Raw genomic sequence first — 12,892 nt, forward strand, 5'->3', positions numbered from 1 at the left:
GCTGCGCGGACCATGCCCCGTGCCACGCCGTCGAGATCCCCGAGGAGAGAGCCCGTGCGCCTGTCTGACCTGCGCGGACGTACCGTCGCCGTCTGGGGGGCCGGCCGTGAGGGCCGGGCCGCCGTGACCGCCATCGCCGCGCACGGCCCCGCCGACCTGGTCGCCGTGGACGACAGCGCCAACTTCCTCACCCTGCCCTGGGAGGGGCCGCTCGCCGAGGCCGCGCCCCTGGTCACCGGCGAGGCGGGCTTCGACCGGCTGGCCGCCGCCGACGTCGTGGTCCGCTCCCCGGGCGTGCCGAACACCCACCCCTGGATGGTGCAGCTGCGCGCCCGGGCCGCCACGATCACCCAGGGCACCGCGCTCTGGATGGCCGACCACGCGGACCGGACCGTCGGGGTCACCGGAAGCAAGGGCAAGAGCACCACGTCCAGCCTGATCAGCCACCTGCTCGCCGCGGTCGACCGGCCCAACGTCTTCGGCGGCAACATCGGGGTGCCCACCCTCGACCTGCCCGAGGCCGACCTGTACGTGCTGGAACTGTCCAGCTACCAGTGCAGCGACCTGACCGAATCGCCGCGGGTCGCCGTGGTCACCGCGCTCTTCCCCGAGCACCTCGACGCGCACGGCGGCGAGGCCGAGTACTACCGGGACAAGCTCAACCTGCTGGCGTACGGCCCGCGGACCGTGGTGGTCAACGGCGCCGACCCGCGGCTCGCCCTCGAACTCGGCGACCGGGCCGCCGTGCGCGCCGGCCGGCCCGACACCGCCCACGTGGCGAGCGGCCCCGACGGCACGCCCTGGTTCCACCTGGCCGACCAGCCGCTCTTCCCGCGCGCCGTGCTGCCGCTGGTCGGCCGGCACAACGAGGGCAACCTCTGCGTGGCGCTGGCCGTGCTCGACGCGCTCGGCGTGGACGTGGTGGCGCGCAAGGACACCCTGGCCGTGGCGGTCGCCGAGTTCCAGGGCCTGGCCCACCGGCTGACCGAGATCGCCGACCCGTCCGGGCTCACCTTCGTCGACGACACCCTCGCCACCAGCCCGTACGCGGCCATGCACGCGATCGACGCGTACGAGGGGCGGCCGTTGACGGTGATCGTCGGCGGCACCGATCGGGGCCTGGACTACAGCCCGCTCGCCGCGCACCTCGCCGAGCGGGAGATCACCGTGATCGGCATCCCGGACAGCGGCCCCCGCATCGTCGAGGCGCTGGCCGGACTGCCGGGGGTGCGTACCGAGACCGCCGAGGACCTGGTCGCGGCGGTGGGACTGTCCCGCAAGCTCACCCCGGCCGGCGGGGTGGTCCTGCTCTCGCCGGCCGCGCCCAGCTACGGGCGGTTCCGCAACTTCGAGCACCGCTCCGAGGTGTTCGCCCAGGCGGTCGCCGACACCGCGCCGTGACGGCCGCCGGAGGCCAGGCCGGAGCCGGGGAGCCCGCCGGTTCCCGTCCGCGCCGCGCGCACCCCACCGACCGGTACGGTTCCAACACCGAGCTGTATGCCAACCCGGGCCTGGTCGAGGGCGCCGAGTACGCCCTGCGCTGCTGCCACCGGTGCGCCCCGGACGACCACCCCGCCTGCGCGACGGGGAGGACGCAGACGGCGGTCCTCGCGCCGCACGGTGGCGGCATCGAGGCGGGCACGTCGGAGTTGTGCCTCGCGGTCGCCGGCCATCACCCGGCGACCCTGGAGCCGAGCACCGACGGCAAGGGGTTGCACCACTACTGGATGTTCGAGGGGCTGCTCGGCTCCGGCAACGCCGCCCTGCACGTGACCTCGGTGAACTGCGACGACCCGTGGGCGGAGTCGATCTGCGGCGGCGTCCGCCACGCGGTCGCCCTGCACGGGTGCACGGCGGCGCAGGCCGGTGAGCCGGACGGGACCGAGGCGGTGGTGATCGGCGGGCTGGACGCCACGCTGCGGGACCTGCTGCGCCGGGAGTTGGCGAAGGTCGGCGTCACGGTCGCCCGGCGGGCCAACGGCGCCATCGACGGCACCAGCCTGCGGAACATCTGCAACCGGACGTCGTCGAGGGCGGGCGCGCAACTGGAGCTGACCACGCCGCTGCGCGAGGCGATGTTCGGCACCAACACCCCCGCCGAACGCCAGCACACCACCCGGCCGCTGTTCTGGGACTTCGTGTCCGCGACCCGGACGGCACTCGCCCTGCGCGCCGACGCCTGACGGCCCTTACCCGAGCGGGCCCGGCCCGGTCAGCCCAGCGCCTCGTGCAGGGCCCGCATCGACCGGATGGCCGAGCGGATCTCCTGCAGGTAGCGCCCCGGGGTGAGGGTCGGCTCGGGGAGCCGGACCAGGTCGGGCAGGGCCGGGTCGACGCCGACGGTGTCGACCGCGCAGCCGTACGGCACCGCCAGGGTGCGCAGCGCGTCGCAGTGCTGGAACGGCACGTAGATCGGCGCGGTCACCACCAGCAGCGCGTCGCCGGGGGAGAGCCGGACGTGCCCGGCCCAGAACCGCTGGGTGTCCGCGGTGTGCGCCCGCCGCCGCTCCGGCTCGCTGGACGGGGCGGCGAGCACCCGTACCGGCGGCAGCCCTTCCGGCCGGTAGGTCCGCGAGGACCAGGAGTGGTGTGCATGACCGGCGTCGTGCCCGTCCTCCTCGCTCGGCGTGGCGACCCCGAACACCGACCGGACCGCGGCGTCGAGCGCGTCCACCTCGGTGTCGGCCGCGATCCCCGCCCCGGCCAGCACGGCCCGCTCCACCTCGGACAGCGGCCGGAAGCTGCCGAGCACGGCCACCTCCCCCGCCACCGTCGGGCCGTGCCGCACCAGGTGGGCCGCGTACGCGACGCGCCGCAGGCCGGCGTGCGCCAGCCCGCCCAGGACCACCAGGTGGGCGTACCCGGGGCGGGCCGGTGGCACCGGGCGGACCAGGCCGAGCGCCTCGGCGGTGGCGAGCACCAGAGCGGCGGTGGTCGGGTCGAGGGCCGGCTCCCGCGCCTCGGGGCGTTCCCGGCCGGCCCGGAAGTCCCAGTGCCGGGCGGAGAAGTCGTCCAACCCGGCCAGCACCGCCGCCAGGTCACCGGTCGGCCACTCGCCACCGAAGCGCGCGACCAGCGCGCGCAGCGGCGGGGACTCCACCCAGGCACGCAACCCCCGGGCGAGCTGCGCCGGCGACGCGACCGCCGACCCGGTCGGCAGCGCCACGTCCGCGATCCGCACCACCGGATCGTACCGGCGGCCGGCGGGCGCGACGGGCCCTTGTGGATCGGCACTACCCTGGCCGCATCACCAGATCGGAGGGCTGCCGATGGCGGGTGACGTGCTCCGTCGACGTTCCGCCGGGCGTACCGGCTCGGCCGGCGGTGTGGTCCGGCTGATGGCGCACACCGATCCGGTGGCCCTGATCGGCATCACGCTGTCGATCGCGCTCTCCGTCGCGCTCGACCTGACCAACGCCGCCAGCGGCGTGGAGTCGCTGCTGGCGGGGCTGATGGGCATCACCATCTCGCTGCTGGTGGACTCGCTGGCCCGCGCGGAGCGCCGGTTCCACCTGCGTACCCTGCTGGACGGCCCGCCCTGGCTGGTGCAGAGCACGCCGCAGCTGGTCAGCGCGGTCCGGGAGGCGGCCGAGCGGCACGCGGACACCCGGGTCGCGGCACAGGCGCGGCACCGCTACGAGCAGTTCCGGATCGAGGCCGAACAGCTCGCCGCGGGGCGGATCGTCCGGCCGGGCGACGACGACGAGGACCTGATCGGCGCCACCCGGGACTGCACCCGGCGGCTGGACGGGCTGACCAACCTGGCGCCCCGGGCCAGCGGCGAGCTGAGCTGGTGGCGCAGCGAGATCGGGCGGCGCTACTGGGAGGCGAACCTGGCGGCCCTGGCGCGCGGGGTGCGGATCACCCGGGTCTTCGTCTACGCCACGCTCTCCGACGAGCTGACCGAGCTGGTGGACGAGCAGCGCCGGGCCGGGGTGCGGGTGGGCCTGCTGCCGCTGGGTGCCCTCAGCCCGCACCTGCACGTCAACCTGGCGCTCTGGGACGGCGCGAGCTGCTGGGAGGCCAAGATGAGCGTGCACGGGGAGATCACCGAGAACCAGTTCTCGGTCAACCGCGCGGACGTCGACCGGCTCACCCGGGTGTTCGACCAGTGCGCGAGCGTCGCCACCTTCCAGGACTGACCGCCCCGGCGGGCGGTGGGGAGGCGGGCCGGCCATGACGTGGAGTGCCGTGCTCCTGGTGACCGCCGTGGTGTGGGCGGTCAGCGTCATCCGTTCGGTGCGGCTGCGGGCGTTCGTCTACAGCCTCCCGCTGCCGATGACGCTGGCCCTGGTCACCACCGACCACCGGGTGGACGGCGCCCAGCTGCTCGGCGTGCTCGGCCTCAACCTCTTCTTCGTCACCGTGGCGCTGACCCACCACCGGCTGCGCTGGCCGATCCTGCTGGCCGACCTGGCCGGGGTCGCCGCCTACGTGGCGTTGAGCGCCGGCCTGCTGGCGGTCCCGGTGCCGTTCGGGCCGGCCCTGGCCGGCACGGTGGTGCTCTGGCTGCTGGCCATGGCGGTGCTGCGCCGCCGCGCCCGCGTCGCGACCCCCGCGCCGACCGGTGCCCGGCGGGACGGTCTTCCCGCCCCGGCCAAGCTCGCGGTGATCTTCGCCGGGGCGATGCTCACCGGGCTGCTCGGCCAGCTGCTGCGCGGGATGGTGGTCACCTTCCCCTACTCCGGCGTGCTGGTCGCCGTCGAGGCCCGTCGTGAGCTGGTCGACTTCAGCCGGCACTTCGCCCGCAACAGCCTCGCGCTGGTCGGGTTCCTCACCGCCTACCACCACCTCCAGGACGGGCCGCCGGCCCTCGCCCTGGCCGGGGGCTGGGCCGCCTTCGCGGTGCTGGCCACCGCCCTGCACCTGCCGCGCCTCGTCCATTCCGGACGGCCCGTCCCGGCCCGCGCCGGCATGGCGGCGCGGAGGCTCCCCGGCGGGGACGCCGTGCCGGGGTCCCCGCAGGGCGGGGCTGGGCCGGCGGTACGGAATGAGTCGTAGATCGGCCTGACCCCCACCGGAAAGAGGCGCGGACGCCACGCTTCGCCCCGGAAATCGCACCGGACGAGTTGACACGCTGTCGGGCCGCCACCCCGGCTGCGCTACACAGTGACAGTTGTCCCTGTTCCCGGGTGATGGAAGCGTGCGAGGAACGCGAATCCGCCGCCGCTGAAGGGTGCGACGATGACCTCCGACGACCTGCTGGCCCGACACCGGGCCGTGCTCCCGTCCTGGATGCCGCTCTACTACGCCGAGCCGATCGAGTTGGTGTCCGGCTCGGGCCGCCGGGTGACCGACGCGCAGGGCCGCAGCTACCTGGACTTCTTCGGCGGCGTGCTGACCAACATGATCGGCTACGACATCCCGGAGATCCGCGAGGCGGTGCAGCGGCAGCTGAGCACCGGCATCGTGCACAGCTCGACCCTCTACCTGATCCGCCAGCAGGTGGAACTGGCCGAGAAGATCGCCCGGCTCTCCGGCATCCCGGACGCCCGGGTCTTCTTCACCAACTCCGGCACCGAGGCGAACGAGGCGGCGCTGCTGGTCGCCACCAACCACCGCCGCTCGCACCAGATCCTGGCGGTGCGCAACAGCTACCACGGCCGGTCGTACGCGGCGATGGGCGTCACCGGCAACCGGAGCTGGACGGCGAGCGCGCTCAACCCGCTCCAGGTGGCCTGGCTGCACTCCGGCGAGCGGCTGCGCGGCCTGCTGGCCCGCCTCGACGAGTCCGACCGGATCGACGCGGCGGTGGAGGACCTGCGCGAGGTCCTCGCCACCCAGACCGCCGGGGACGTGGCCTGCCTGATCGCCGAGCCGATCCAGGGCGTGGGCGGCTTCGTCGCCCCGCCGGACGGGCTCTTCGCCGCCTGGAAGAAGGTCCTCGACGAGCACGGCATCCTGCTGATCTCCGACGAGGTGCAGACCGGCTGGGGGCGTACCGGCGAACACTTCTGGGGCTACCAGGCGCACGGCGTCACGCCGGACCTGCTCACCTTCGCCAAGGGCATCGGCAACGGCTTCGCCCTCGCCGGCGTGGTCGGCCGGGCCGACGTGCTGGAGTCGGTGCCGGCGATCAGCTTCTCCACCTTCGGCGGCAACCCGGTCTCCACCGCCGCCGGCAACGCCGTCCTGGACTACCTGCGCGACCACGATCTCCAGGCCAACGCGGCCCGCACCGGCGCGATCCTCGCCGACGGCCTGCGCGCCGCCGTGGCCGGCCTCGACTGCGTCGCCGAGGTACGCGGCAAGGGGCTGATGCTCGGGATCGAGTTCGTCCGGCCGGGCGGCACGGAGCCGGACCCGGCGCTGACCACCCGGATCTTCGAGGCGTGCCGGGCCGGTGGGCTGCTCGCCGGCAAGGGCGGCCTGCACGGCAACGTGCTGCGAATGGGCCCGCCCCTGACGCTGACCGAGGACGAGGCCCGCGAGGGGCTGGCCATCCTGGTCGACGCCATCCGCTCCTGCGCGGCGGCGGAGGTGGCGGCATGAGCGCGGCGGAGAACGGGACGCTCATCGGGCACTTCGTCGACGGCAAGCGGATCTCCGGCGGCGCGCAGCGGCGCGGGGACGTCTTCGATCCGGCCACCGGCCGGCGTACCGGGCAGGTGGAGCTGGCCTCCGCCGCGGACGTCGCGGTCGCGGTGGAGGCGGCCGAGCGCGCGGCGCGCAGCTGGCGCGACGCCTCGCTGGCGAAGCGCACGGCGGTGCTGTTCGCCTTCCGCGAGCTGGTCCACGCCCGCCGCGACCGGCTCGCCGAGGTGATCACGGCCGAGCACGGCAAGGTGCTCGCGGACGCCGCCGGCGAGGTGCAGCGCGGCCTGGAGGTGATCGAGTACGCCTGCGGCATCCCCGCCGCGCTGCGGGGCGGGTTCAGCGAGAACGTCTCCACCGAGGTCGACTCGTACAGCATCCGGCAGCCGCTGGGCGTGGTGGCGGTGATCTCGCCGTTCAACTTTCCGGTGATGGTGCCGCTGTGGTTCGTGCCGGTGGCGGTGGCCTGCGGCAACGCGGTGGTGCTCAAGCCGAGCGAGAAGGACCCGAGCGCGGCGCTGCTGCTGGCCGAGTGGTTCGTCGAGGCGGGCCTGCCCGACGGGGTGCTCAACGTGGTCAACGGCGACAAGGAGGCGGTCGACGCGCTGCTGGAGCACCCGGCGGTGCGGGCGGTCTCGTTCGTCGGCTCCACCCCGGTCGCCCGCTACGTGCACCAGCGCGGGTCGATGGCCGGCAAGCGGGTGCAGGCGCTCGGCGGGGCGAAGAACCACATGGTGGTGCTCCCGGACGCCGACCTGGACCTGGCCGCCGACGCGGCGGTCAACGCCGGCTTCGGCTCGGCGGGGGAGCGGTGCATGGCGATCTCGGCGCTGGTCGCGGTCGAGCCGGTGGCCGACGCCCTGGTGGCCAAGATCGCCGAGCGGATGGCCGGGCTGCGCACCGGCGACGGGCGGCGCGGCTGCGACATGGGTCCGCTGGTCACCGCCGCGCACGCGGAGCGGGTCCGCTCCTACGTCGCGGCGGGCGTGGCGGCCGGCGCGGTGGCGGTGGTCGACGGGCGGGACGTCACCCCGGACGGGGAGTCCGGCGGCTTCTGGCTGGGCCCGACCCTGTTCGACCGGGTCACCCCGGACATGTCGATCTACACCGACGAGATCTTCGGTCCGGTGCTCGGCGTCGTCCGGGTCGGCTCGTACGACGAGGCGGTCGAGCTGGTCAACGCCAACCCGTACGGAAACGGCACGGCGATCTTCACCAACGACGGTGGCGCCGCTCGCCGCTACCAGCACGAGGTGGAGGTCGGCATGGTCGGGATCAACGTGCCGATTCCGGTGCCGATGGCGTACTACTCGTTCGGCGGGTGGAAGTCGTCGCTCTTCGGCGACCTGCACGCGCACGGTGAGGACGGGGTGCGCTTCTTCACCCGGGGCAAGGTGGTCACCAGCCGCTGGCTCGACCCGCGCCACGGCGGGGTCAACCTCGGCTTTCCCACCCAGACCTGAGCAGCCGCAGCACGCCCGCCCCGGCCAGGTACGCCACCAGCGCCGGGACGGGCATCCCCAGCGGCTCGGGCGCCGACTTCGACGTCACCGCGTTGACCACCAGGGCGTAGACCACGGCGGCGAAGCCGGCGGCGACGAGCGCGGCGCGGGCGGTCGCCCACCCGCCGGCCCACCGCCGGCCGGCGGCGCCCTGCCCGTCGCGGGGGCGCCGCCGGTCCGTACGGCGGCGCCCGGCGCGGGCCTCGACGGGGCCGAAGACGGCGACCAGGACGGCCAGCACCACGGTCAGCATGAGCACCCAGGGCACCCGCCAGGCCAGCCAGGCGGCCGAGCCCGCCGGCGGCGTCGGCAGCAGCCCCACCGCGTCCAGGGCGCCGACCAGCAGCACCGCGGCGCTCAGGTGCCACAGGAAGATCGTGAGCACGACGGCGTTCACCGCGATCACCGCCTGCCACGGCCGGGTGCGGTGCAGCCACCGCTCGGCCGGGTCGCGCAGCAGCAGGATCAGCCCCACCTGGGCGGTGGTCAGGGTGAGCAGGGCCAGGCTGGGCGGCGCCGCGTTGTCCAGCCGCTCACCCGGCATGTTGAGCATGGCGACCGGGTACGGGCCGACGCCGGTCAGCAGCACCGTCGCGGCCAGCCCGCCCAGCAGTGCCGTCCAGCCCGCCCGGCGCGACAGCGGCAGGCGGCGCGACCGCACGCCGCCCGGTTGCCCTGGCCCGGCGGGCCGGGGTGCGCGGGCGTCGTGCCGGTCCGGTCGCCGGGCCTCGTACCAGGCGAAGCCGAGCTGGTGGACGGCGAGCCAGCCGAAGAGGTAGTTCGGCAGCGCCAGCTCCGCCGGTCCCACCGCCCGTCCCACGTCACCGGCCGCGACCAGCGCCGCCAGCACCAGCGGTACGGCCAGGCCGAAGCGCCGGTGCAGCGCGTACGTCAGCGGGGTCAGCGGCACCACCACGAGGTAGGCGGCGAGGAACCAGAGCGGGATGCTGGCGAACCAGACGACGGTGCGGACCATCGGCGCGTCGACGCCGGCCGTGCGGGCCACCACCGCCCCGGCGACGAGGACCAGCAGCAGCGCGGTGGTGGGCCGCAGCAGGCGGGCGGCCCGGTCCAGCAACCAGCTCGTCGCCTCGCCGCCGCGGTCCCGGCGCCGGGTCAGCGAGGCCGCGTTGGCGTAGCCGCCGACCAGGAAGAAGATCGGCATCACCTGGGCCGGCCAGGTGAACGGATACAGCCAGGGAAGGTCGCCGAGCGCCGACCGTCCGGTGGGCTGGCCGGCGGCGTCGCGGCCGATCACGGCGACGGCCCAGTGACCGAGGACCACCATCGCAATCGCGAGCGCGCGGAGCAGGTCGACGTAGCGTTCCCGGTCGGCCGGGGTGCGCTCGGCGAGCTGGCGCAGGCGGCGCATGGGATCAGGCTATGCCAGCCCGGGGAGGGCCGGTGGTGATAACGGATCGGTCGCCGGGGGTTGAAGTCGTCGCGCTCCTGCCGTAGAAATTCTTCAGCAACATCAGGCGAACTGAAGAGAATCGACGAGCCTCGCGCGGTGGACGCCATCCCCCATGCACCGGGCGCCCGCCCGACCCGATCCGAGGAGAGCTGATGAACAGGCGTGACATCCTGCGACGTACCGCTGCCGCCGGCCTGCTGGCCACCCCCGCCGCCGGCCTGCTTGCCGGCTGCGCCACCGGTGGTGGCGACGACAAGGCCGACGGCGGCACCTACAAGGGCACCAAGAGCGAGCAGAACCCCCTGGGGGTCAAGGAGGACGCCCCGCTCGAGGTGGTGATCTTCAACGGCGGCTTCGGCGAGGAGTACGCCAAGTCCCACGAGGCCATGTACAAGGAGAAGTACCCGAAGGCCGAGATCAAGCACTCGGCCACGCAGGAGATCAGCAAGACCCTCCAGCCGCGCTTCGTCGACGGCACCCCGCCGGACGTGGTCAACAACTCCGGTGCCAGCCAGATCGACTTCAACGGCCTGGTCTCGCAGAACGCCATCGCCGACCTCGGCGAGCTGCTCGCGGCCCCGAGCCTCGACATCCCCGGCAAGACCGTCAAGGAGACCCTGCTGCCCGGCGCGGTCGAGGTCGGCTCGTACGACGGCCGGTTCCTGGTGTTCAACTACACCTACACCGTCTACGGCATCTGGCACTCCACCAAGCTCTTCGGCGAGCGCAACTGGGCGTACGCCAAGACCTGGGACGAGCACATCGCGCTCTGCAAGCAGATCAAGGCCGCCGGCATCGCCCCGTGGACGTACGCCGGCCTGCACCCCCGCTACATGAGCTGGCCGTTGATCTCCACCGCGATCAAGTTCGGCGGGCCCTCGGTCGCCACCGCGATCGACAACCTGGAGCCGAACGCCTGGAAGTCCGACGCGATGAAGGCGGCGGCCGACGCCTGGCACCAGATCGTCAAGGACAAGTACATCCTCGAAGGCTCGCCCGGCCTGGACCACAAGCAGTCGCAGACCGCCTGGTGCCAGGGCAAGGCCGCCTTCATCTCCTGCGGCTCCTGGCTGGAGAGCGAGCAGAAGGACGTCACGCCGGCCGGGTTCAACATGACCATCCAGCCCACGCCCAGCCTGGGCAGTGGCGACAAGCTGCCGTTCGAGGCGGTCCGGGGCACCGCGGGCGAGCCGTTCATGGTGCCGGCGAAGGCGAAGAACGTCGCCGGTGGCCTGGAGTACTTCCGGACCATGCTGTCCAAGAAGGGCGCCCAGGACTTCACCAAGAAGGTCTCCAGCCTCACCGTGGTCGCCGGCGCCACCGACGGTGTCGAACTGCCGTACGGGCTGAGCACCGTGGTCAAGGCGCTGGACGCGTCCGGCGCCAACGGCTTCAACTGGGTCTACAACAACTACTACCGCAAGCTGGAGCGCAACCTCGTCGACGCCGCGTGCGGCGAGTTCTTCAGCGGCCGGATCGGCCCGGCGGAGTTCCTCGACCAGTGCCAGAAGGGCGCCGACTCGATCGCCCAGGACAGCTCGGTCAAGAAGTACAAGCGCACCGCGTGACATCCCGGCCGGTGGGGACGCGCCAGCGTCCCCACCGGCCGCCCGCCGGGAGTTGGGGCCCACCGTGAAACATGGCAAGTACCCGCTGATCATCACCTTCCTGGTGCCGCCGGTGCTGCTCTACGTCGTCTTCGTCGTATCGCCGTACCTGCAGGCGTTCCAGATCTCCACCACCGACTGGCTCGGCTACTCCGCCGACGCCAACTCCGTCGGGCTGGCCAACTTCAAGGCGCTCTGGCGCGACGACTACGTCTGGAACGCGCTGAAGAACAACGCGGTCCTGCTGGCCCTGGTGCCGGTGCTGACCATCGTGCTCGGGCTCTTCTTCGCCACCATGCTCAACATGGGCGGGCGCAAGGGCCGGGCCGGCGTGACCGGGGTACGCGGCAGCGCGCTCTACCGCACCGTCTACTTCTTCCCCCAGGTGCTCTCGGTGGTGATCATCGCGCTGCTCTGGAAGGAGGTCTACCACCCCAACAAGGGCCTGCTGACCAGCGCGCTGCACGCGGTGGGGCTCGCCTCGCCGACCTGGCTCGGCGACCCGCGGACCGCCTTCTGGTGCGTGCTGGCCGTGATGGTCTGGAGCAACGTCGGCTTCTACGTGGTGCTCTTCGGCGCCGCGATGTCGGCGGTGCCGAAGGAGATCTACGAGGCGGTCATGCTCGACGGCGCGTCCCGGCTGACCACCCTGCGCCGGGTCACCCTGCCGCTGCTCTGGGACACCGTCCAGGTCGCCTGGGTCTACCTGGCCATCTTCGCCCTGGACGGCTTCATCCTGGTGCAGCTGATGACCAACGGCGGCCCGAACTTCTCCACCGACGTGATCGGCGTGCGGATGTACGACACGGCGTTCGGCAGCGAGACCAAGTTCGGCTACGCCTCGGCGATCGGCGTGGTGATGTTCTTCCTGACCCTGTCGGTCGCGGTGCTGTCCCTGCGCGCCGGCCGACGCGACCGAATCGAGTACTCGTGACCACCCTGGACGAGGCCGCCCCGGTCGCCGTGCCGACCGCGCGCTCCGCCGACCGCCCGGTGCGCCGGGAACTCGGCGTCGCCAACGTCTTCTCGCACGGCTTCCTGCTGGTCTGGACCGCGCTGACGGTGCTGCCGCTGCTCTGGATGTTCGTCAGCTCGTTCAAGAGCAACGGTGAGATCCTGGCCGACCCGTGGGGGCTGCCCGAGACGCTGCGCCTCGAGAACTGGGCCCGGGCCTGGACGGGCGCGCACATCGGCCGGTACTTCCTCAACAGCCTGGTGGTGGTGGCCGGGTCGGTCAGCCTGACCATGCTGATGGGCGCCACCGCCGCGTACGTCTTCGCCCGGTACGAGTTCCGGGGCCGGCAGGTCGTCTACTACCTCTTCGTCGGCGGCCTGATGTTCCCGGTGTTCCTCGCCCTGGTGCCGCTCTTCTTCGTGGTCCGAAACGCCGGGCTCTTCGGCACCTGGACCGGCCTGATCCTGGTGTACGCGGCGTACTCGCTGCCGTTCACGGTCTTCTTCCTGACCGCCTTCTTCCGCACCCTGCCCACCTCGGTGGCGGAGGCGGCGCTGGTCGACGGCTGCGGTCACTTCCGGCTCTTCTTCCGGGTGATGCTGCCGATGGCTCGTCCGGGACTGATCAGCGTCGCGATCTTCAACTTCCTCAGCCACTGGAACCAGTTCCTGCTGCCGCAGGTGCTGATGCAGGGCGACGAGTCGAAGTGGGTGCTCGCCCAGGGGCTCTTCGCCCTCTCGGTCAGCCAGGGCTACGCCGGCGACTACGCCCGGCTCTTCGCCGGTCTCAGCATCGCGGTGCTGCCCGTGCTCGCCGTGTACGTGGCCTTCCAGCGGCAGGTGCAGTCCGGCCTGACCGCCGGCCAGCTCAAGTAGGGCCT

11 protein-coding genes are annotated in these 12,892 nt (G+C 73.0%); 9 read left to right on the forward strand and 2 right to left on the reverse strand.

The features are described from left to right. The first annotated feature begins 54 nt into the window (after positions 1-54). Positions 55-1,401: a UDP-N-acetylmuramoyl-L-alanine--D-glutamate ligase gene (gene murD, locus V6U88_RS26790; RefSeq protein ID WP_334457161.1), complete on the forward strand. Its 1,347-nt coding sequence runs from the start codon at positions 55-57 to the stop codon at positions 1,399-1,401. Then, a complete protein-coding gene (locus V6U88_RS26795; protein WP_334457163.1) occupies positions 1,398-2,183 on the forward strand; it encodes a poly-gamma-glutamate hydrolase family protein in 786 nt (261 codons plus the stop codon). The genes murD and V6U88_RS26795 overlap by 4 nt, the downstream gene beginning before the upstream one ends. 29 nt (positions 2,184-2,212) lie before the next feature. Here the strand turns inward: V6U88_RS26795 and V6U88_RS26800 are convergent, their stop codons facing one another. Continuing rightward, on the reverse strand, positions 2,213-3,181 hold the full coding sequence (locus tag V6U88_RS26800) for a hypothetical protein (protein WP_334457164.1): 969 nt from the start codon (positions 3,179-3,181) through the stop codon (positions 2,213-2,215). 88 nt (positions 3,182-3,269) lie between these two features. Between V6U88_RS26800 and V6U88_RS26805 the strand changes: the two genes are divergently transcribed. From V6U88_RS26805 to V6U88_RS26820, 4 genes are all read left to right on the forward strand, one after another. After that, complete coding sequence (locus V6U88_RS26805) at positions 3,270-4,142, forward strand: hypothetical protein (protein WP_334457165.1); 873 nt, start codon at positions 3,270-3,272, stop codon at positions 4,140-4,142. A gap of 34 nt (positions 4,143-4,176) precedes the next feature. Then, complete coding sequence (locus V6U88_RS26810; protein WP_334457166.1) at positions 4,177-5,001, forward strand: hypothetical protein; 825 nt, start codon at positions 4,177-4,179, stop codon at positions 4,999-5,001. A 183-nt stretch (positions 5,002-5,184) separates the two neighbouring features. Further along, complete coding sequence (locus V6U88_RS26815; protein ID WP_334457167.1) at positions 5,185-6,492, forward strand: aspartate aminotransferase family protein; 1,308 nt, start codon at positions 5,185-5,187, stop codon at positions 6,490-6,492. After that, a complete protein-coding gene (locus V6U88_RS26820; RefSeq protein ID WP_334457169.1) occupies positions 6,489-7,997 on the forward strand; it encodes a CoA-acylating methylmalonate-semialdehyde dehydrogenase in 1,509 nt (502 codons plus the stop codon). The genes V6U88_RS26815 and V6U88_RS26820 overlap by 4 nt, the downstream gene beginning before the upstream one ends. Here the strand turns inward: V6U88_RS26820 and V6U88_RS26825 are convergent. Further along, a complete protein-coding gene (locus V6U88_RS26825; protein WP_334457170.1) occupies positions 7,969-9,408 on the reverse strand; it encodes an acyltransferase family protein in 1,440 nt (479 codons plus the stop codon). The two genes, V6U88_RS26820 and V6U88_RS26825, sit on opposite strands and share 29 nt — an antisense overlap. Before the next feature lie 194 nt (positions 9,409-9,602). Between V6U88_RS26825 and ngcE the strand changes: the two genes are divergently transcribed. From ngcE to V6U88_RS26840, 3 genes are all read left to right on the forward strand, one after another. Next, positions 9,603-11,018 carry an N-acetylglucosamine/diacetylchitobiose ABC transporter substrate-binding protein gene (gene ngcE, locus V6U88_RS26830; RefSeq protein ID WP_334457171.1) on the forward strand — a complete coding sequence of 472 codons (1,416 nt, stop codon included), beginning with the start codon at positions 9,603-9,605 and terminating at the stop codon, positions 11,016-11,018. 64 nt (positions 11,019-11,082) lie between these two features. Further along, entirely contained in the window at positions 11,083-11,991 is a 909-nt protein-coding gene (locus V6U88_RS26835; protein WP_334457173.1) for a carbohydrate ABC transporter permease, read from the forward strand. Next, the gene (locus tag V6U88_RS26840) at positions 11,988-12,887 is read left to right on the forward strand and encodes a carbohydrate ABC transporter permease (protein WP_442934705.1); all 900 of its coding nucleotides are present in this window, start codon (positions 11,988-11,990) and stop codon (positions 12,885-12,887) included. Before V6U88_RS26835 ends, V6U88_RS26840 begins: the two co-directional genes overlap by 4 nt. Positions 12,888-12,892: the final 5 nt, after the last annotated feature.

Origin of the sequence: Micromonospora sp. CPCC 205739 (assembly GCF_036906795.1) — a bacterium.
GTDB lineage: Bacteria > Actinomycetota > Actinomycetes > Mycobacteriales > Micromonosporaceae > Micromonospora.

Bases quoted from the DNA above. Each gene is read 5' to 3' on its own strand.
- ngcE (WP_334457171.1), top strand. From the start codon at position 9,603: ATGAACAGGCGTGACATCCTGCGACGTACCGCTGCCGCCGGCCTGCTG.
- V6U88_RS26820 (WP_334457169.1), top strand. From the start codon at position 6,489: ATGAGCGCGGCGGAGAACGGGACGCTCATCGGGCACTTCGTCGACGGC.
- V6U88_RS26825 (WP_334457170.1), bottom strand. From the start codon at position 9,408: ATGCGCCGCCTGCGCCAGCTCGCCGAGCGCACCCCGGCCGACCGGGAA.
- V6U88_RS26805 (WP_334457165.1), top strand. From the start codon at position 3,270: ATGGCGGGTGACGTGCTCCGTCGACGTTCCGCCGGGCGTACCGGCTCG.
- V6U88_RS26810 (WP_334457166.1), top strand. From the start codon at position 4,177: ATGACGTGGAGTGCCGTGCTCCTGGTGACCGCCGTGGTGTGGGCGGTC.
- V6U88_RS26815 (WP_334457167.1), top strand. From the start codon at position 5,185: ATGACCTCCGACGACCTGCTGGCCCGACACCGGGCCGTGCTCCCGTCC.